Here is a 20135-nt window from a genome sequence, read left to right as displayed (position 1 = left end):
TTTTTGTGCCTGCCTGGTGTGGATCCATGGATGACTCAAAATCCTTGTAGGTCCAGCTGTGGGTCCAATTTTTTGAAGCCTGCACAATCTTTGTGGGAGCGGGCTTGCCCCGCGAACACCGGCAAAGCCGGTGCCATCCACCGCGTTGCCTGTTTCGCGGGGCAAGCCCGCTCCCACGGTTTGGCAGTGCTATTAGGTATTTTTCTGCAAAGATTTTGACGTCAATAATTCGCCCTTAACGCCTTGATTTCATTGGGCTGGCAGCGTGCCACCATTTTTTTTTTGAAAAACCCCTCAAGCAACCCGCGCACCCGACGATAACCATTACGAAGGTTCTCTAGGCCACACCCGGCGGTTGCCAGGGCCGGAAGCCGCTGTATCCATTCAACGAGGAATTCGTCATGGCTTTGACCGTTAACACTAACATCACCTCCTTGGGCGTTCAGAAGAACCTGAACCGTGCTTCCGACGCGCTGGGTACTTCGATGTCCCGCCTGTCCTCCGGCCTGAAAATCAACAGCGCCAAAGACGACGCCGCCGGCCTGCAGATCGGCAACCGTCTGACCAGCCAAATCAAAGGCCTGAGCGTTGCCGTGAAAAACGCCAACGACGGCATCTCCATCGCCCAGACCGCTGAAGGCGCGATGCAAGAATCGACCAGCATCCTGCAGCGTATGCGCGAACTGTCCCTGCAGTCCGCCAACGGCTCGAACAGCGATGACGACCGTACTTCCCTGCAGCAAGAATTCACCGCGCTGTCGGGCGAATTGACCCGTATCGCCAACACCACCACCTTCGGTGGTCGTAAAATTCTCGACGGTTCGTTCCAGAACGTCAGCTTCCAGATCGGTTCCAGCGCTAACGAAACTATCTCGTTCGGCATGACCGACATCAGCTCGACTGGCCTGAAAGGTTCGTTCAGCGAAGCTAAGACTGATGGTGTTGCTACTGACCTGTCTGCCGTTGTAACGGGTGCAGTCGCCACCAGCGCCTCGACCTTCCGTGCCGACCCTGTAACCTTTGCTCCAGTTGGCGCTGGTGAAACTGTTACGCTGACCCTGAATGGCACTGCTGTTGCGCTCGATGACACTGACACTGCGGCTTCCACTGTCGGCAAAATCAACGCTGCTAACACCGCCTCCAATACTGGCGTTACCGCAGCTATCGATGGCAACGGCGACATCGTCATGAGTTCGTCTGCAACCTTCACTGCAACTGCAGCCACTACTGGCGGCGGTACTGCTGGCTTCGCAGCCACAGCGACAGTGGCAGCCGGTTTCGACAGCGACATTTCCTTCAACATCAATGGCACCGCAATCGGTGCTACTGCTGGTCAGGATATGAGTGATGTGCTCGGCGCCATCAATGCTGAAACCGCTACGACTGGCGTCACTGCAACCCTGAGCTCCGAAGGCCGTCTGCAACTGAGTTCCGCTGATGGCAAAGCCATTAACCTCACCAACGGCACAGGTGCCGCTGGCCAGGGCGCGCTGGCCAAGGTTGGTCTGGCTGCCGGTACTACCGAAGCCAAACTGGTCGCCGACACCTCTATTTCCCTGAACGGCACTGAAGTCAAGTTCACCAAGGGCGACACCCTGGACGGCATCATCTCGGCCATCAACACCGCGAGCACCGGCGTTACTGCCAGCAAGAACGCCGACAACACCCTGAAGCTGTTCTCGAAAGAAAACATCACTGTTGCCGACGGCAGCCAAGGTACCGGTCTGGCCGCTCTGGGCCTGGCTACCACCAACAGCACCGTAGCCATCACCCAGGAAACCACCGTTTCCAACCTGAGCATCACCAGTGCTGCCGATTCGCAGAAAGCCATCCAGGCGCTGGATGCCGCTATCGCCCAAATCGACAGCCAGCGCGCTCAGCTGGGTGCTGTGCAAAACCGCTTCGACAGCACCGTTGCCAACCTGAACAGCATCTCGGAAAACTCCACCGCTGCCCGCAGCCGTGTGCAGGACGCCGACTTCGCTTCGGAAACCGCCGAGCTGACCAAGCAGCAAACCCTGCAACAGGCGTCCACCGCGATCCTGTCCCAGGCTAACCAGCTGCCGTCGTCGGTACTGAAACTGCTGGGCTGATCCTGATCGCTAAGTAGTTTGACGAAGGGTACGGTGACGTACCCTTTCGTCTTTCCGAGAAGAAGAGGTGTCAGAAATGGATATGAGCGTGAAACTGGGCCTGTCCTATCCCGCCTCCGCTGCTCCCGAAGCAACAGCGAGCAAGCGGCAAGAGAACGAGCTGGCGGCCAACGAGCCTGCCAAGCCAGAATCCCAGCCTGTAGCCCGAGAAACCCTGGAAACCGCAGTCAATGCCATCCAGGACTTCGTCAAGGCTTCAGAGCGACAACTCGATTTTTCGATCGATGACTCCACCGGCCAGGTGGTAGTCAAGGTCATCGCCCGCCAGAGCGGCGAAGTCATCCGCCAGCTGCCCTCCGAAGTGGCACTGAAACTGGCGGAAAACCTGAAGGATGCCAACAGCCTGCTGTTTGATCTGAAGGCTTAAGTTGGCACGGCTTTTGTTGTTAAGCCGCACGGACGCGTTTTCGTCGGATTTTCGACGGTCACCGGATAAGGAGTGTGAAGATGGCGAGTTCTACTATTACCGGACTGGGTTCGGGTCTAAAGATTGGCGAGTTGGTCAAGGCACTGGCTGATGCCGAGAAGGCGCCCAAGCAAAGCCAGATCAATAAGCAGACCGCCACCGCCACCACCACCTTGTCGGCCATCGGTACGGTCAAAAGTGCGCTGGAAACGTACCGCGCGGCACTGACCAAGCTTAATACCGCAGCGAGCTTCAATGGCTTGTCCGGTTCGTCGTCTGACGAGGCTATCGCCAAGATCAAGCTGGGCGATGGCGCGTCGTCAGGCACGTATTCGCTTGAAGTGACCCAGCTGGCGACCGCGTCCAAGATTTCGACTCAGGTCTACAAAAACACCTCGACCATCGTCAATGATTCGGGTGAGTCGCAAACCCTGACCATCAGCCAGGGCAACGCCACGCACAACGTCTCGATCGCAACGGGCGCAACGCTGCAGCAGGCGCGCGACTCGATCAACGATCAGCTGCAGTCCAAGGGCATCACTGCCAACATCGTCACTGACGCCAGTGGTTCGCGGCTGATCTTCTCGTCGACCAAAATGGGCGATGGCACCGAGCTGACCTTGGGTGGCACTTCCGACATGGCCACCGGCGTGACGACCATCGCCGAACCGCAGAATGCCAAGTACAAGCTCGACGGCCTGGAGCTGGAATCGGCCTCCAATACCGTAACAGGTGCGGTCAGTGGCGTGGATATCACTCTGGCCAAAGAAGGCAAGTCGAGCCTGGTGGTGGCGAGCAACAACGACACACTGAAAACTTCGGTGCAATCGTTTGTCACCGCTTACAACGCCTTGATGACCTCTATCAATAGCCAGACCAAGGTCACCACCGGCGCCGACGACAGCAGTGCCTCGGGCGCATCGCTGACAGGGGATGCGACCATGCGTTCGCTGGTCAGCTCGATCCGTAGCGAGCTCACGCGCAGTGTCGGTACTGGCGGCCTGCGCACGCTGTCGCAGCTGGGTATCAACACCGTACAGAAGACGGGGTTGCTTGAACTTAACAACGATAAGTGGGATGCCGCCGTCAAAACGATGGGTGCTGACATCAGCGGCCTGTTCACCGGTAAGGAAGGCTTGCTCAGCCGCATGACGGCTGCCACTGACGAATACGTCAAGACCGATGGTATCCTCGCGTCGCGCCAGGCTAGCCTGACCACGCAGCTCAAGCAGCTGGAAGAGTCGCAGGTTGCCCTGGATCGGCGCATCGAGTCGCTGACCGATACCCTGACCAAAAAGTACAATGCCATGGATGCGTTGGTGGCTCAGCTCAAAGCCAGTAGCGACAGCGTGATGGCCACCCTAAACGCGCTGAACAAATCCAACAGCGACGATTGATCGCCTAAAGAAACCCAGGCCAGGGCCGATTACCTAGGTATGCGGCCACTGTTCTGCCCTGTTCACTGAGGATCCCCCATGCACCCGATGAGAGCCCTTCGCCAGTACCAGAAGGTCAATTCCCACGCCCAAATCTCCGAAGCGACCCCGCACCGCCTGGTGCAGATGCTGATGGAAGGTTCGCTTGACCGTATGGCCCAGGCCAAGGGCGCGATCAGCCGTGGCGACGTGGCGCAGAAGGGTGTGATGCTGGGCAAGGCCATCGACATCATCGGTGGCCTGCGTGAAGGGCTGGACAAAGACAAGACCGATAACCCAGACGAACTGGACCGTCTCGACAGCCTGTATGCCTATATGGCCACCCGCTTGATCCAGGCCAACCTGGACAGCGACCCCGCCATCATCGACGAAGTCGCCCAGCTGATGATCACCGTCAAAAGCGGTTGGGATGCCATCGCCACAGCCCAGCAGTGATACGCCAGGAGGCCACATGAACGCATTGCAGCGGATCGAAGACACCCGTCAGGCCCTGAACGAGGCACTGCAAGCGCGCGATTGGGGCGCCATTGGCGAGCTCGACCTGGCCTGCCGGGCGCAGATGGACGAGCTGTTGCATGGTGCGGTGGAGGATGAAGCAGCGGTTCGGGTGAACCTGGAGGCGTTGATGGACGTTTATCGCCAGCTAATCCACGTTGCAAGTGACGAACGTCAATCGTTGGTCGAGCAAATGACCAACATCAATCAAGCGAAACAGGCCACAAAGGTATACCATCTGTTCAGCTGATGCTGAGCAGAACGCAAAGCTCGGCGCCATAAATTTGACTGCTTCTAAGTTTTTGACTTTACTAGTGGCTGTTTTCGAATTTCAGACGTCCTAACACTGACCATTCAGTCGGAATGATGTCGAGCACGCCCAACTGGGCGCCGATATGACTAGGGAAGTTGCTATTGCATGTGGCGTGAAACCAAGATTCTTCTGATCGATGACGACAGCGCCCGCCGCCGCGATCTGGCGGTGGTCCTGAATTTTCTAGGCGAAGAAAACCTCGCGTGCTCGAGCCAGGACTGGCAGCAGGCGGTGGGGGCGTTGTCTTCGAGTCGGGAAGTGCTGTGCGTGCTTGTCGGTGCCGTGAATGCTCCGGGCAATCTCCTTGGGCTCGTTAAGACAGTGGCTGGGTGGGATGAGTTCCTTCCGGTGCTGCTTTTAGGTGAAATTTCTTCTGCAGAGTTGCCGGAAGAGTTTCGCCGTCGGGTCCTCTCCAACCTCGAAATGCCGCCGAGCTACAGCCAGTTGCTCGATTCGCTGCACCGTGCCCAGGTCTATCGCGAGATGTACGACCAGGCCCGCGAGCGTGGCCGCCAGCGCGAACCCAACCTGTTCCGCAGCCTGGTCGGCACCAGCCGTGCCATCCAGCACGTGCGGCAGATGATGCAGCAAGTGGCCGATACCGACGCCAGCGTGCTGATTCTGGGTGAGTCCGGCACCGGCAAGGAAGTGGTGGCGCGCAACCTGCACTACCACTCCAAGCGCCGCGAAGCGCCGTTCGTGCCGGTCAACTGTGGCGCGATCCCGGCCGAGCTGCTCGAAAGCGAACTGTTCGGCCACGAGAAGGGCGCCTTTACCGGGGCAATCACCAGCCGTGCCGGGCGTTTCGAGCTGGCCAACGGCGGTACCCTGTTCCTCGACGAAATTGGCGACATGCCGTTGCCGATGCAAGTCAAGCTGCTGCGGGTGCTGCAGGAGCGTACGTTCGAGCGCGTGGGTAGCAACAAGACCCAGAGCATCGACGTACGCATCATCGCCGCGACGCACAAAAACCTCGAGAGCATGATCGAGGACGGTACCTTCCGCGAAGACCTGTACTACCGGTTGAACGTGTTCCCCATCGAGATGGCGCCGCTGCGTGAGCGGGTAGAAGACATCCCGTTGCTGATGAACGAGCTGATTTCGCGCATGGAGCATGAAAAGCGCGGTTCCATTCGCTTCAATTCCGCTTCGATCATGTCGCTGTGCCGCCACGGCTGGCCGGGCAACGTGCGCGAGCTGGCCAACCTGGTCGAGCGCATGGCGATCATGCACCCGTACGGGGTGATCGGCGTGTCCGAACTGCCGAAAAAATTCCGCTACGTCGATGATGAAGACGAGCAGATGGTCGACCACCTGCGCAGTGATCTCGAAGAGCGCGTGGCCATCAACGGCCATGCACCGAACTTCGCCAACCCCGCGATGCTGCCGCCCGAAGGCCTTGACCTCAAGGACTACCTGGGCAGCCTGGAGCAGGGCCTGATCCAGCAGGCGCTGGACGATGCCAACGGTATCGTTGCACGCGCGGCTGAACGTTTGCGTATCCGCCGTACCACGCTGGTCGAGAAGATGCGCAAGTACGGCATGAGCCGGCAGGGTGGCGAGGAGCAGGCGGAGGATTGACCCCCTTTGCGCCTGTTTCAGGCAGTCGGTAAACCCGTGTAGGAGCAGCCTTGTTGCGAAGAGGCCGGTGGCAGCACAGGAAGGGTCTGGGCATGCGCCGGCCTCTTCGCAGCACTAGGCTGCTCCTACGCAGGTCGCGCGATAGGCATCACAGTGCGTTAAAACCCTATCTCCGGCACGGCTATTGCTACACCGCTGGCAACATACCGTTTTTATGACGGTCAGCCACGCGAGAGAGCACGATGCCCCAGGCCGCCCACGTTTCCCGAGCCCCCGATCCGCAGGGGCATGCCCTGATCGAGCAGGAAAGCCGACAGGGTGTCGAGCAAGCCTTCGCCCTGTTCAACCAGGTCTCCAGCCAGCTGAGCCAGTCCTACAGCCTGCTTGAAGCGCGGGTCAGCGAACTGAAGGGCGAGCTGGCGGTGGTCAGCGCCCAGCGCATCGCCGAACTCAGCGAAAAGGAACGCCTGGCCAACCGCCTGCAGAACCTGCTGGACCTGCTGCCCGGCGGGGTGATCGTGATCGATGGCCACGGCCTGGTGCGCGAAGCCAACCCGGCCGCCTGCGAACTGCTCGGCGAGCCGCTGATCGGCGAGCTGTGGCGCCAGGTGATTGCCCGCAGCTTCGCCCCGCGCAAGGACGACGGCCATGAAGTCTCGCTGCGCGACGGCCGCCGCCTGTCCATCGCCACCCGCTCGCTGGATGCCGAGCCCGGCCAGTTGGTGCTGCTCAACGACCTGACAGAAACCCGTCGCCTGCAAGACCAGTTGGCTCGCCACGAGCGCTTGTCGTCGCTGGGGCGCATGGTCGCCTCGCTGGCCCATCAGATCCGCACGCCCCTGTCGGCAGCCATGCTCTACGCCAGCCACCTGGCCGATAGCGAGCAAGACCTGAGCGTGGAAACCCGCCAGCGCTTCGCCGGTAGCTTGAAGGAGCGCCTGCACGAGCTGGAGCATCAGGTGCGCGACATGTTGGTGTTCGCCCGTGGCGAGCTGCCGCTCGGCGATCGGGTGAGCCCCAAAGGGCTGTTCCAGGCCTTGCAGCAGGCCGCGCAGTCGCACGTGCAAGGGCATGCCGTGCGTTGGCAGTGCGACAGCCACCTGGGCGAGCTGCTGTGCAACCGCGACACCTTGGTCGGCGCCATGCTCAACCTGATCGAGAATGCCCTGCAAGCGAGCGAGGCGTCGGCGCGGCTCAAGGTGCACGTGTTCCGTCGCCAGCAGGTGTTGCACCTGTGCGTGAGTGACGCCGGCAGCGGTATCGACGCCGACGTGCTGGGCCGCCTGGGCGAGCCGTTCCTGACCACCAAGGCCACCGGCACCGGCCTGGGCCTGGCCGTGGTCAAGGCCGTGGTGCGGGCGCACCAGGGTACGCTCAGCGTGCGTTCCAAGGTCGGGCGCGGCACCTGCGTGCGAGTCGAGCTGCCGTTGATCGATGGGCAACTGGCGGAGGCGCACGGATGACCATCAAGGTGCTGCTGGTCGAGGATGACCGCGTGTTACGCCAGGCGCTCGGCGATACCCTGGAAATCGGCGGTTTCGCCTACCGCGCCGTGGGCAGTGCCGAAGAGGCACTGGAGGCTGTGCTGAGCGAGGCCTTCAGCCTGGTGGTCAGTGACGTGAACATGCCGGGTATGGATGGGCATCAGTTGCTGGCGCAGTTGCGCCGCCAGCAGCCGCAACTGCCGGTGTTGCTGATGACCGCGCATGCTGCGGTGGAACGTGCCGTGGAAGCGATGCGCCAGGGCGCAGCCGATTACCTGGTCAAGCCGTTCGAGCCCAAGGCGCTGCTGTGTTTGGTGCAGCGCCATGCTGCCGGGCGCGTGAGTGCGGTGGACGAGGAGGGGCCGGTAGCCTGTGAGCCGGCCAGCCGACAATTGCTGGAGCTGGCCGCGCGCGTGGCGCGCAGCGACTCGACGGTGCTGATCTCGGGTGAGTCGGGTACCGGCAAGGAAGTGCTGGCACGCTTCATTCACCAGCAGTCCCCGCGGGCAGCCCAGCCCTTCGTGGCGATCAACTGCGCGGCGATCCCCGACAACATGCTCGAAGCCACCTTGTTTGGCCATGAGAAGGGCGCTTTCACCGGCGCCATCGCGGCCCAGGCCGGCAAGTTCGAGCAGGCCGAGGGCGGCACCTTGCTGCTCGACGAAATCTCCGAGATGCCGCTGACGTTGCAGGCCAAGCTGTTGCGGGTGTTGCAGGAGCGTGAGGTGGAGCGGGTAGGCGGGCGCAAGCCGATCAGCCTGGACATCCGCGTGCTGGCCACCACCAACCGCGATCTGGCGGGCGAAGTGGCAGCGGGGCGGTTCCGTGAAGACCTGTATTACCGATTGTCGGTGTTCCCCCTGGCCTGGTGCCCGTTGCGCGAGCGCAAGGGCGACATCCTGCAACTGGCCGAACGCCTGCTGGCCCGCCATGTCGGCAAGATGAAGCATGCGCCGGTGCGCTTGTCTGCCGAAGCGCGGGCCTGCCTGCAGGCGTATGCCTGGCCGGGTAACGTGCGCGAACTGGACAACGCCTTGCAGCGGGCGTTGATCCTGCAGCAGGGCGGGGTGATCGAGGCGGCGGATTTTTGTCTGGCCGGCGCCATTCCATTGTCGGCGGGCGCGGCGCCTTCATTGCCCGAAGTGGCGGTCGAGGTGGGTGGCCTGGGTGATGACCTGCGCCGCCATGAGTACCAGACCATCATCGACACCTTGCGCGCCGAGCGTGGCCGCCGCAAGGAGGCCGCCGAGCGGCTGGGTATCAGCCCGCGCACCTTGCGTTACAAGCTGGCACAAATGCGCGATGCCGGGTTTGACGTCGAGGCCAGCCTTTTTGGCTGATAAGCCGCAGGTGCGGGTTATGTCGGGTGCGGCCTTTGTAGGAGCGGCCTTGTGTCGCGAATGGGGCGCGTAGCGGCCCCGGCGATTTTTGCTGCGCAACAGAACCTGGGGCCGCTGCGCGCCCCATTCGCGACACAAGGCCGCTCCTACAACGGCGCGTTAAATCAGAAGGGTGGCAAGGCTGGCACCTTTGTTGCTTTACACGAGCTATCCGCCGCATGAGTGTCAAAAAAATGCGGCCGCCGGAGAGAGAAGGTCATGAGCCAAGGTGTTGAATTCAATCGTCTGATGCTGGACATGCGGGCCATGCAGGCCGACGCCATGTCGTTGCCCAAGGTGTCCGCCGCGCCTGAGCTGGCGCCGGGCCAGAGCAGCTTTGCCGACATGCTCGGCCAGGCCATCGGCAAGGTGCATGAGACCCAGCAGGCCTCCACCCAGCTGGCCAACGCCTTCGAGATTGGCAAGAGCGGCGTCGACCTGACCGACGTGATGATCGCTTCGCAAAAGGCCAGCGTTTCCATGCAGGCGATGACCCAGGTGCGCAACAAGCTGGTCCAGGCGTACCAGGACATCATGCAGATGCCGGTTTGAGGACGGACGTAACCCATGGCTGAAGCAGTCGTCGACAACGCCCCCGCCAAGAGCGGCCAGCCAGCGTCCAAGCCGCCGCTGTTCGGTATGGCGTTTCTGGAAAACATCTCGCAGATGCCCATGCTGCGTCAGGTCGGCCTCATGGTCGGCTTGGCCGCGAGCGTGGCCATCGGCTTTGCCGTGGTGCTGTGGTCGCAACAGCCCGACTACCGGCCGCTGTACGGCAGCCTGTCGGGCATGGACACCAAGCAGGTCATGGAAACCCTGGCCGCTGCAGACATTCCCTACAACGTCGAGCCCAATTCCGGCGCTCTGCTGGTCAAGGCCGACGACCTCTCCCGTGCGCGCCTGAAACTGGCGGCCGCAGGCGTGGCACCGAGCGATGGCAATGTCGGTTTCGAACTGCTCGACAAGGAGCAGGGCCTGGGCACCAGCCAGTTCATGGAGGCCACCCGCTATCGCCGCAGCCTCGAAGGTGAACTGGCGCGCACAGTGTCCAGCCTGAACAACGTCAAGGGCGCACGCGTGCACCTGGCGATCCCGAAAAGCTCGGTGTTCGTGCGTGACGAACGCAAGCCCAGCGCCTCGGTACTGGTCGAATTGTACCCAGGCCGCGCGCTGGAAGCCGGGCAGGTGATGGCGATCGTCAACCTGGTCGCCACCAGCGTGCCAGAGCTGGACAAGTCGCAGGTCACCGTCGTCGACCAGAAGGGCAACCTGCTGTCCGAGCAGTTGCAGGACACCGCCCTGACCATGGCGGGCAAGCAGTTCGACTACAGCCGCCGCATGGAAAGCATGCTCACCCAGCGCGTGCACAATATCCTGCAGCCGGTGTTGGGCAATGACCGCTACAAGGCCGAAGTGTCCGCCGACCTGGACTTCAGTGCGGTGGAATCGACGTCCGAGCAGTTCAACCCGGACCAGCCGGCGCTGCGCAGCGAGCAGTCGGTCGACGAGCAGCGCGCCAGCAGCCAGGGCCCACAAGGCGTGCCGGGTGCACTGAGCAACCAGCCACCGGGTGCTGCCTCCGCGCCGCAAACCACCGCCGCAGCCGCCACCCCGGCCCCTGCCATCCAGCCTGGCCAACCGCTGGTGGATGCCAACGGCCAGCAGATCATGGACCCGGCCACCGGCCAGCCAATGCTCGCGCCGTACCCGTCGGACAAGCGTCAGCAGAGCACCAAGAACTTCGAGCTGGACCGCTCCATCAGCCACACCCGTCAGCAGCAGGGCCGCATGACCCGCCTGTCGGTAGCGGTGGTGGTCGACGACCAGCTCAAGGTCGACCCTGCTAGCGGCGAAGCCACCCGTGCGCCGTGGGGCGCCGAGGACTTGGCGCGCTTTACCCGCCTGGTGCAGGACGCGGTCGGCTTCGATGCCAGCCGCGGCGACAGCGTGACGGTAATCAACGTGCCGTTCGCCGCCGACCGTGGCGAAGAAATCGCCGACATCGCCTTCTATCAGCAGCCGTGGTTCTGGGACATCGTCAAGCAAGTGCTGGGCGTAGTGTTCATCCTGGTGCTGGTGTTCGGCGTACTGCGGCCGGTGCTCAACAACATCACCGGGGGCGGCAAGCAGGCTGCCTCGGATAGCGACATGGAGCTGGGCGGCATGATCGGTCTGGATGGCGAACTGGCCAACGACCGCGTCAGTCTGGGTGGCCCGACAAGCATTCTGTTGCCAAGCCCGAGCGAGGGTTACGAGGCACAGCTCAACGCAATCAAAGGCCTGGTGGCCGAAGACCCGGGCCGCGTGGCCCAGGTCGTGAAAGACTGGATCAACGCCGATGAGTGATAACCGAGCCGTTACCGCCAAGCTGAGCCGTGTCGACAAAGCGGCGATCCTCCTGCTCTCGCTGGGCGAAACTGATGCTGCCCAGGTTCTGCGGCACATGGGGCCCAAGGAAGTGCAGCGGGTGGGTGTGGCCATGGCGCAGATGGGCAACGTGCACCGCGACCAGGTCGAGCAGGTGATGAGCGAGTTCGTCGACATCGTTGGCGACCAGACCAGCCTGGGCGTGGGCTCCGACGGTTATATCCGCAAGATGCTCAACCAGGCCCTGGGCGAAGACAAGGCCAACGGCCTGATCGACCGCATCCTGCTGGGCGGCAACACCAGCGGCCTGGACAGCCTCAAGTGGATGGAGCCGCGTGCCGTGGCCGATGTGATCCGCTACGAGCACCCGCAGATCCAGGCCATCGTGGTCGCCTACCTGGACCCTGACCAGGCCGGTGAAGTGCTGAGCAACTTCGACCACAAGGTGCGGTTGGATATCATCCTGCGCGTATCTTCGCTCAACACCGTGCAACCGGCAGCGCTCAAGGAGCTGAACCAGATTCTCGAGAAGCAGTTCTCGGGCAACTCCAATGCCGCGCGGACCACCTTGGGTGGTATCAAGCGTGCCGCTGACATCATGAACTTCCTCGACAGCTCGGTGGAAGGTGCGCTGATGGACTCGATCCGCGAGGTCGACAACGACCTGTCGGAGCAGATCGAAGACCTGATGTTCGTCTTCAACAACCTGGCCGATGTCGACGACCGCGGTATCCAGGCGCTGTTGCGCGAGGTGTCCTCCGACGTACTGGTGGTGTCGCTCAAGGGCGCCGACGAGCGGGTCAAGGACAAGATCTTCAAGAACATGTCCAAGCGTGCCTCGGAACTGCTGCGCGACGACCTGGAGGCCAAGGGGCCGGTGCGGGTCAGCGACGTGGAAACGGCGCAGAAGGAAATCCTCACCATCGCTCGCCGCATGGCCGAGGCTGGCGAGATCGTGCTCGGTGGCAAGGGCGCCGAGGAAATGATCTGATCCATCCTCGTGTAGGAGCGGCCTTGCGTCGCGAAAGGGCCGCAGAGCGGACCCGGCGATATAGGTTGCGACGCTGAAATCCAGGGGCCGCTTCGCAGCCCTTTCGCGACGCAAGGCCGCTCCTACACGGGGCCGCGTTGCTTGCAGATGGTTTTTGAGTACCTGAGAACATGTCCAGCAAAGAGCACCACCCCAGCGACCTGATTCGCGCCCGCGACCTCGAGGGCGTCGACGTCTGGGCGCTTCCCAGCTTCGACCCGCAGCCTGAGCCGCAACCCGAGCCTGAGCCGGAACCGGTAGCCATCGAGGAAGAAGTCGAGGAGGTACCGCTGGAAGAAGTCCAGCCGCTGACCCTCGAAGAGCTCGAAGCGATTCGCCAGGAGGCCTACAACGAAGGCTTCGCCACCGGTGAGCGCGAGGGCTTTCACAGCACCCAGCTGAAGGTGCGCCAGGAGGCCGAACAGGCCCTGGCAGCCAAGCTGGGCAGCCTCGAGCAGTTGATGGCGAACCTGATGGAGCCCATTGCCGAACAGGACACGCACATCGAGAAAACCCTGGTGCACCTGGTCGCGCACATGACCCGCCAGGTGATCGGCCGCGAGTTGCGCAATGACTCCAGCCAGATCACCCAGGTGCTGCGCGAAGCCCTCAAGCTGCTGCCGATGGGCGCCGACAACATCCGCATCCATCTCAACCCCCAGGATTTCGAACTGGCCAAGGCCTTGCGCGAACGCCATGAAGAAAACTGGCGCCTGCTTGAAGACGAAGCCCTGCTGCCGGGTGGCTGCCGCATCGAGACGGCGCACAGCCGCATCGACGCCAGCATGGAGACGCGTATCGAGAAGGCCGTGGCGCAGTTGTTCGACCAGCTTCACGACCATTCCCTGCACCCGGCGCCAGCGGATATGTCCATCGACCTGGACCACCCCGATGCGCCTTGATCGCACCAGTTTCGGCAAGCGCCTGGGCAGTTACGCCGAGGCGATCGAACTGCCGGCGCAACCCATCGTCGAAGGCCGCCTGCTGCGCATGGTCGGCCTCACCCTGGAGGCCGAAGGCCTGCGCGCCGCAGTGGGCAGCCGCTGCCTGGTGATCAACGACGACAGCTACCACCCGGTGCAGGTAGAAGCTGAAGTCATGGGCTTTTCCGGCACCAAGGTGTTCCTCATGCCGGTTGGCAGCATCGTCGGTATCGCCCCCGGCGCACGGGTGGTGCCGCTGGATGACGGCGGCCGCCTGCCGATGGGCATGAGCATGCTCGGGCGGGTGCTGGACGGCGCCGGGCGCGCCCTCGATGGCAAGGGCGGCATGAAGGCCGAAGACTGGGTGCCGATGGACGGCCCGGTCATCAACCCGCTCAACCGCGACCCCATCAGCGTGCCGCTGGATGTGGGCATTCGCAGCATCAATGGCCTGCTCACCGTCGGTCGCGGCCAGCGCCTGGGCCTGTTCGCCGGTACCGGCGTGGGTAAGTCGGTGTTGCTGGGCATGATGACGCGCTTCACCGAAGCCGAGATCATCGTCGTCGGGCTGATCGGCGAGCGGGGCCGCGAGGTGAAGGAATTCATCGAGCATATTCTCGGTGAAGAAGGCCTCAAGCGCTCGGTGGTGGTCGCATCGCCTGCCGATGATGCGCCGCTGATGCGCCTGCGCGCTGCCATGTATTGCACGCGTATCGCCGAGTACTTCCGCGACAAGGGCAAGAATGTGCTGTTGTTGATGGATTCGCTGACCCGTTTTGCCCAGGCCCAGCGTGAAATCGCCCTGGCCATCGGTGAGCCGCCGGCCACCCGCGGTTACCCGCCGTCGGTGTTCGCCAAGCTGCCCAAGCTGGTGGAGCGCGCCGGTAATGGCGAGGCCGGTGGCGGCTCGATCACCGCGTTCTACACGGTCTTGTCGGAAGGCGATGACCAGCAGGACCCAATCGCCGACTCGGCGCGGGGTGTGCTCGACGGCCACTTCGTGCTGTCGCGCCGCCTGGCCGAGGAAGGCCACTACCCGGCGATCGACATCGAAGCCTCGATCAGCCGGGTCATGCCCCAGGTGGTCGATAGCGACCATTTGCGCCAGGCGCAAAAATTCAAGCAACTGTGGTCGCGCCTGTCGCAGAGCCGCGACCTGATCAGCGTGGGTGCCTATGTGCCGGGTGGCGACCCGGAGACGGACCTGGCCATCGCCCTGCAATCGCGGCTGGTGGACTTTTTACGCCAAGGCCTGGACGAGAACGTCGGCATGGCGCAGAGCCGCGAGCAGCTGGGGGCGATCTTCACGCCTCCGGCGGCGGGCTGATAGGCCATGGCGCTGCCTGGACGTGCTGCGCGCCTGGCGCCGGTGGTGACCATGGCCGAAGAGGCCGAGCGCAAGGCTGCCCAGCGCCTTGGGCACTTCCAGCAGCAGGTGGCCCAGGCGCAGGTGAAGCTGGCCGAGCTCGAGCGCTTTCGTGAAGACTACCAACTGCAGTGGATCAGCCGCGGCGGGCAGGGCGTCGATGGCAACTGGCTGGTCAACTACCAGCGCTTCCTCGGGCAATTGGAAACGGCCATGACCCAGCAGCGCCAGAGCCTTACCTGGCACCAGAACAACCTGAACAACGCCCGCGGCACCTGGCAACAGGCCTATGCCCGAGTGGAGGGGTTGCGCAAGTTGGTGCAACGTTACCTGGACGAAGCACGGCGGGCCGAAGACAAGCGCGAACAGCGACTGCTCGACGAACTGTCCCAGCGCCTGCCGCGGCAAAGCCACTTTTAACTTGCACCGGCCTGCGCGCCGCAGGCGGGGCCGTGTGCTTGCCACCCATGCCATCGCCTGCTAAACCTTAAAAGAGTTGCATCCGCCATCATCGAAGGAATCGCTAGCATGGCAGTCGAAACTGATTTTTCGCAGGACGGGAAAAAGCTGACGATCAAGATCACAGGGCGCTTCGATTTCGGCAAGCATCAGGAGTTTCGTGATGCCTACGAGCGCCAGAACGACCAGCCTGACTCGGTGGTGGTCGACCTGAAGGACGCCACCTACCTCGATAGCTCCGCGCTCGGCATGCTGTTGCTATTGCGTGACCATGCAGGCGGCGACGAGGCCGACGTGCGCGTCATTCATGCCAGCTCCGACGTTCGCAAGATCCTCGCCATCTCCAATTTCGACAAACTGTTCGATATCAGTTGAGCCGTGTGATGGCTGCCGAACAGGCATTGACCGTGCTGGTTGCCGAAGACGGGGCGGCCGACCGCCTGTTGCTTGCGCAGATCGTCCGGCGCCAAGGGCACCAGGTGTTCACGGCCGAAAACGGCGAGCAGGCGGTGGCGCTGTTTGTCGAGCGGCGGCCGCAACTGGTACTGCTCGATGCGTTGATGCCGGTGATGGACGGGTTCGAGGCGGCTCGGCAGATCAAGGCCCTGGCCGGCGAGGCGCTGGTGCCGATCATCTTCCTGACCTCGCTGAACGAGGAAGACGCCCTGGTGCGCTGCCTGGAGGCTGGCGGCGATGATTTCATGGCCAAGCCTTACCGTGCGGTGATCCTCGGCGCCAAGATACGCGCCATGGACCGCCTGCGCCGGTTGCAGGCGACCGTGCTGGCCCAGCGCGACGAGATCACTCGCCACCATCACTACTTGCTCAACGAGCAGCGGGTGGCCAAGGCCGTGTTCGACAAGGTGGCCCATGCCGGTTGCCTGGCCGCGCCCAATATCCGCTACCTGCAATCGCCCTATGCGCTGTTCAACGGTGACCTGCTGCTGGCAGCGTTCACGCCGTCTGGGGACATGCAGGTGCTACTGGGCGATTTCACCGGCCACGGCCTGCCTGCCGCCGTCGGCGCCATGCCCCTGGCCGAGGTGTTCTACGGCATGACGGCCAAGGGCTACGGCCTGGCGCAGACGCTGCGCGAGATGAACGCCAAGCTTAAGCGCATCCTGCCGGTGGACATGTTCTGCTGTGCGTTGATGCTCAACCTCAGCGTGCAGCGCGGTTCGGTGGAGGTGTGGAACGGCGGCATGCCTGACGGCTATCGCTTGTCGGCGGGCGGTGAGGTGCTGTCGGCGTTGGTCTCGCGCCATCTGCCGCTGGGCGTTCTTGCGCCCGAGCGCTTCGATGACAGCACCGAAGTGCTGCCGTTGGCGGCAGGGGAGCGCTTGCTGTTGTTGTCGGACGGGGTGCTCGACACGGCCGATGACCAAGAACGCTTGTTCGGCGTCGAGCGCCTGCATGAGGTGTTGGCCGGCAACCGAGACTCGGTGCGCCTGTTCGATGAGGTGATGCAGGCCCTTGAGCGTTTCGGTGGGCGGCCTCGGGACGACATCAGCTTGTGTGACATCCGCATGTTCACGGCGGATGAGCGGGTGCCGGCGCCAATGATCTACGCTGAACGCGGCCGGCCCAGCCCGCTCGACTGGTCGCTCGGCTTCGAACTGCGCGGCGATAGCCTGAGGCGGTTCAACCCGGTGCCGTACCTGGTGCAACTGTTGCAGGAGATCCACCCGCTGCGCTCGCGCACCGGCAGCCTGCACAGTGTGCTCAGCGAGCTGTTTTCCAATGCCCTGGAGCATGGGGTGCTGGGCTTGGATTCGCGGCTCAAGCGCGATGTTGAGGGCTTTGCCGACTACTATCGAGAGCGTGCCCGGCGATTGGGGGCTTTGGCTGACGGCTTCGTGCGCATCGACCTCAAGGTTGAACCCCATGCCCAGGGCGGGCGTCTGATGATCGAGGTGCGTGACAGTGGCGCAGGGTTCGATGTGCAGCAGGTATTGTCGCGGCCAGCGCAGGAGCAGTGTTTGAGTGGCCGGGGTGTGAACCTGGTGCGGCGGCTCGGCAGCGACGCTCAGTGGTGCGAAGGTGGCCGCTGTGCGCGGGTCGAGTTTGTCTGGTGAGTGCTTGGGGTGAGCGCTTTTGTAGAGGGCCACGCCCTGGCTCGGGCATAATCTGGCTTGATCAAGGAGTGAACAAGTGACTGAGATTCATATCGACCACAAGGTGCTCAGTGATCTGCGTGAGGTCATGGAGGATGGCTACCTGCATCTGGTGCAGACATTCCTGGATGACTCCGAGCGTCGCCTGAGCGAATTGCACGCCGCCAAGAGTGCCGACGAGCTGGGTTCGGCCGCGCATAGTTTCAAGGGCAGCAGCAGCAACATGGGGGCTGTCGCCCTGGCCGGCTTGTGTCAGCAACTGGAAGACCGCGTACGGCAGCCACCCTTGTATGGCATCGAGGACCTGATCAACCGCATCGACCTTGAATATATGGAGGTTCGGCGCTTCTACCGCGGTGAGGAACACCGCATCTCGGCAGGCTGATGCACACTTGGCCTGAGTCTTGCCTGTCTTTGCCCGGATGATTACTCAGTTTCTGGCGCGGAGACCGCTCAATGCCTGTCGCACCCAATCCTTTGTTGCAAGCAAACGCCGTAGGCAAGTCGTCGCGAGCGGCCAGCTCGATGACGGACAAGCCGTTACAGGCGCTGGGCGGCGCGGGCGGCGGCTTCGATCAGGTCATGGCCAAACAGAAAACCTTCGGGCAGGACGACAAGGTCGCCCAGGCCAAGCCCAAGGACAAGCCAGAGCCGGCGCAAGGCGGCAAAAAAGAGGCTGCCGACAAGCCAGCGGTTGCCGATGACGGCAACAAATTGCCAAGCGATGATCAGGCCGATACGGGGCTGAGCGACGCCAACCTGGTGGCCGGCCAGGTCACCGATGCGCAACCCGGTGCGCAATTGATTCAAGCCCAGGCCGAGGCGGTCGCCCCGGTGCTGCAAGCTGCCGCTGCGCAGTCGCTGGCGAGCGCCGCGCTGCCAGAAGAGGCGCCCGCCGAAGAAGCCTTCGACCCTGACGCCGACCCCTTGGCCAACCTGCCGACCTTGCGCCTGGCGCTGGAGCAGAGCGCTCAGGCCAAGGGCACCACCTCGGCACACGCTGTGGACCCTTCGCAGGCCCAGGGCGACGAGGCTAGCGTCAATACCTTGGCGAACCTGATCGACAACGCCGAGGGTGAGGCGGGTGAGCCGGGTGGCAAGGCCTTTGGCGCGCTGCTCGAAGATGGCTTGAAAGACACCAAGGCTGCCAGCAGCGACACGCGCATCGACGATTTCGCCGATCGCCTGGCCAGCCTGACCCAGGCGGCCACGGCGAAGACCGCCAATGCCGTGCCGGCGAATGCCAGCCCATTGCACCAGCCGCTGCCGATGAACCAGAGCGCCTGGACCGAGGGCCTGGTCAATCGGGTCATGTACTTGTCCAGCCAGAACCTCAAATCGGCGGATATCCAGTTGGAGCCGGCGGAGTTGGGGCGGCTGGACATTCGCGTCAATGTAGCGACGGACCAGTCGACCCAGGTGACGTTCATCAGCGGCCACGCTGGCGTGCGTGATGCGCTCGACAGCCAGCTGCACCGGCTGCGGGAGTTGTTTGCCCAGCAGGGCTTGGCGCAGCCGGATGTCAACGTTGCTGACCAGTCGCGGGGGCAGCAGCAACACCAGCAGGCGCAGGAGCAGGGCAGTAATCTGTCTGGGGTTGCGGCACGGCAGGGGGCCGGGCAGGGCGGCGTAGAACAGGGCGAGAGCGCTGGCGCAGTTGAGCAGCAGGTGGTGATTGGCGACAGTGCGGTTGATTATTACGCGTGATGGCAGGGTGCATGTCGTTAGGTTTTAGCGCCTTTGAGATCGAGCGCCGCCCGCGCGGCGCTTCGCGGGGCAAGTCGGATCGCCGCACCGCCGCTCCCACATCTGTTTCGGGCCAGTGAGGTCTGTGACATTTGCGCGCGACCGCCTTGTTTGTCCGACGCGATACTGAGGCGAACATCAAGGGGCCGCGCGCCAATGCCTCAGGAATAACTGGCCCGAAACAGATGTGGGAGCGGGCTTGCCCCGCGAAGCGCCGCGCGGGCGGCGCTCGATCTCACAGGCGCTGCACATCCAACGACAAGCCCAACGACAAACCCCTCCGAACCTCATTCCATCCCCCTCCCCAAAACCTGGCATAACACTTGCTCAAGCCACGTCATCCTCCTGTGAACCCCCGATGGACGACGGATTATTGGCATGGCGAAAACCGAAGCAGTAAAAGACCCCGCCACAAAAGGCAAACTCAAGCTGATCCTGCTGTTGGTGCTGGGCCTGGTACTGGCAATCGGCCTTTCGGTGGGCGCCACCTGGTTCATCATGCACAAGAGCGAGCCGGCCCCCGCAGCCGACCCGGCCGCTGCCAACGCCAAGCCCGCGGCCCTCTACGAAGCCCTCACCCCAGCCTTCGTGGTCAATTTCAACCAGAACGGTCGCCAGCGCTACATGCAACTGAGCATCACCTTGCAAGGCCGCAACCAGGCCGACCTGGACGCCCTCAAGGTGCACATGCCGGTGATTCGCAACAACCTGGTGATGATGTTCTCCGGGCAAGGCTTCGATACCTTGGCCAGCAGCCCGGTCGGGCAGGAAATGCTGCGTCAGAAAGCCACCGCCGTGGTCCAGGAAGTCGCACAGAAGGAAGTCGGCAAGCCGGTCATCGACCAGTTGCTGTTCACCAATTTCGTATTGCAGTAGGAGTCCG

19 protein-coding genes are annotated in these 20135 nt (G+C 62.9%); all 19 read left to right on the top strand.

Translation table 11 applies throughout. The features are described 5' to 3' along the window. Positions 1-401 precede the first annotated feature (401 nt). The 19 genes from LJX93_RS19035 to fliL all read left to right on the top strand — a co-directional run bounded on the left by LJX93_RS19035 (position 402) and on the right by fliL (position 20128). Positions 402-2093 carry a flagellin gene (locus tag LJX93_RS19035; RefSeq protein WP_047583432.1) on the top strand — a complete coding sequence of 564 codons (1692 nt, stop codon included), beginning with the start codon at positions 402-404 and terminating at the stop codon, positions 2091-2093. A 76-nt stretch (positions 2094-2169) separates the two neighbouring features. After that, positions 2170-2520 carry a flagellar protein FlaG gene (locus tag LJX93_RS19030; RefSeq protein ID WP_047583431.1) on the top strand — a complete coding sequence of 117 codons (351 nt, stop codon included), beginning with the start codon at positions 2170-2172 and terminating at the stop codon, positions 2518-2520. Positions 2521-2600: 80 nt separating this feature from the next. Next, positions 2601-3956 carry a flagellar filament capping protein FliD gene (gene fliD, locus LJX93_RS19025; protein ID WP_047583430.1) on the top strand — a complete coding sequence of 452 codons (1356 nt, stop codon included), beginning with the start codon at positions 2601-2603 and terminating at the stop codon, positions 3954-3956. Between the two features lie 78 nt (positions 3957-4034). Continuing rightward, positions 4035-4430: a flagellar export chaperone FliS gene (gene fliS, locus LJX93_RS19020; RefSeq protein ID WP_047583429.1), complete on the top strand. Its 396-nt coding sequence runs from the start codon at positions 4035-4037 to the stop codon at positions 4428-4430. A 16-nt stretch (positions 4431-4446) separates the two neighbouring features. Continuing rightward, positions 4447-4740, top strand: coding sequence for a hypothetical protein (locus LJX93_RS19015; protein ID WP_047583428.1), 294 nt, complete (start codon positions 4447-4449; stop codon positions 4738-4740). Positions 4741-4908: 168 nt separating this feature from the next. After that, positions 4909-6384 (top strand): transcriptional regulator FleQ, encoded by a 1476-nt coding sequence (gene fleQ, locus LJX93_RS19010; protein ID WP_047583427.1) that lies wholly within the window; start codon positions 4909-4911, stop codon positions 6382-6384. Positions 6385-6626: 242 nt separating this feature from the next. Next, complete coding sequence (locus LJX93_RS19005; protein ID WP_227696287.1) at positions 6627-7847, top strand: sensor histidine kinase; 1221 nt, start codon at positions 6627-6629, stop codon at positions 7845-7847. Then, positions 7844-9208 (top strand): sigma-54-dependent transcriptional regulator, encoded by a 1365-nt coding sequence (locus LJX93_RS19000; RefSeq protein WP_033699471.1) that lies wholly within the window; start codon positions 7844-7846, stop codon positions 9206-9208. Before LJX93_RS19005 ends, LJX93_RS19000 begins: the two co-directional genes overlap by 4 nt. A gap of 258 nt (positions 9209-9466) precedes the next feature. Continuing rightward, a complete protein-coding gene (gene fliE, locus LJX93_RS18995; RefSeq protein ID WP_033699469.1) occupies positions 9467-9799 on the top strand; it encodes a flagellar hook-basal body complex protein FliE in 333 nt (110 codons plus the stop codon). 15 nt (positions 9800-9814) lie between these two features. Next, positions 9815-11593, top strand: coding sequence for a flagellar basal-body MS-ring/collar protein FliF (gene fliF / locus LJX93_RS18990; RefSeq protein ID WP_033699468.1), 1779 nt, complete (start codon positions 9815-9817; stop codon positions 11591-11593). Then, positions 11586-12605: a flagellar motor switch protein FliG gene (gene fliG / locus LJX93_RS18985; protein ID WP_027593031.1), complete on the top strand. Its 1020-nt coding sequence runs from the start codon at positions 11586-11588 to the stop codon at positions 12603-12605. The genes fliF and fliG overlap by 8 nt, the downstream gene beginning before the upstream one ends. A gap of 170 nt (positions 12606-12775) precedes the next feature. Continuing rightward, positions 12776-13546, top strand: a complete 771-nt coding sequence (gene fliH, locus LJX93_RS18980) for a flagellar assembly protein FliH (RefSeq protein ID WP_047583665.1) — start codon at positions 12776-12778, stop codon at positions 13544-13546. Beyond that, on the top strand, positions 13536-14894 hold the full coding sequence (fliI, locus tag LJX93_RS18975) for a flagellar protein export ATPase FliI (protein WP_033699466.1): 1359 nt from the start codon (positions 13536-13538) through the stop codon (positions 14892-14894). Before fliH ends, fliI begins: the two co-directional genes overlap by 11 nt. A gap of 6 nt (positions 14895-14900) precedes the next feature. Beyond that, a complete protein-coding gene (gene fliJ / locus LJX93_RS18970) occupies positions 14901-15353 on the top strand; it encodes a flagellar export protein FliJ (RefSeq protein WP_095063721.1) in 453 nt (150 codons plus the stop codon). A gap of 108 nt (positions 15354-15461) precedes the next feature. After that, the gene (locus LJX93_RS18965) at positions 15462-15767 is read left to right on the top strand and encodes an STAS domain-containing protein (RefSeq protein WP_047583663.1); all 306 of its coding nucleotides are present in this window, start codon (positions 15462-15464) and stop codon (positions 15765-15767) included. Between the two features lie 8 nt (positions 15768-15775). Further along, complete coding sequence (locus tag LJX93_RS18960; RefSeq protein ID WP_156311008.1) at positions 15776-17467, top strand: fused response regulator/phosphatase; 1692 nt, start codon at positions 15776-15778, stop codon at positions 17465-17467. A gap of 76 nt (positions 17468-17543) precedes the next feature. After that, on the top strand, positions 17544-17891 hold the full coding sequence (locus LJX93_RS18955) for an Hpt domain-containing protein (RefSeq protein WP_033699462.1): 348 nt from the start codon (positions 17544-17546) through the stop codon (positions 17889-17891). Positions 17892-17962: 71 nt separating this feature from the next. After that, positions 17963-19213 (top strand): flagellar hook-length control protein FliK, encoded by a 1251-nt coding sequence (locus LJX93_RS18950; protein ID WP_227696286.1) that lies wholly within the window; start codon positions 17963-17965, stop codon positions 19211-19213. Positions 19214-19630: 417 nt separating this feature from the next. After that, entirely contained in the window at positions 19631-20128 is a 498-nt protein-coding gene (gene fliL, locus LJX93_RS18945) for a flagellar basal body-associated protein FliL (RefSeq protein WP_033699458.1), read from the top strand. Positions 20129-20135: the final 7 nt, after the last annotated feature.

The organism is Pseudomonas sp. HN2-3, assembly GCF_020691745.1.
Taxonomy (GTDB): domain Bacteria; phylum Pseudomonadota; class Gammaproteobacteria; order Pseudomonadales; family Pseudomonadaceae; genus Aquipseudomonas; species Aquipseudomonas capeferrum.
This window is presented reverse-complemented; position numbering and strand designations above follow the sequence as displayed.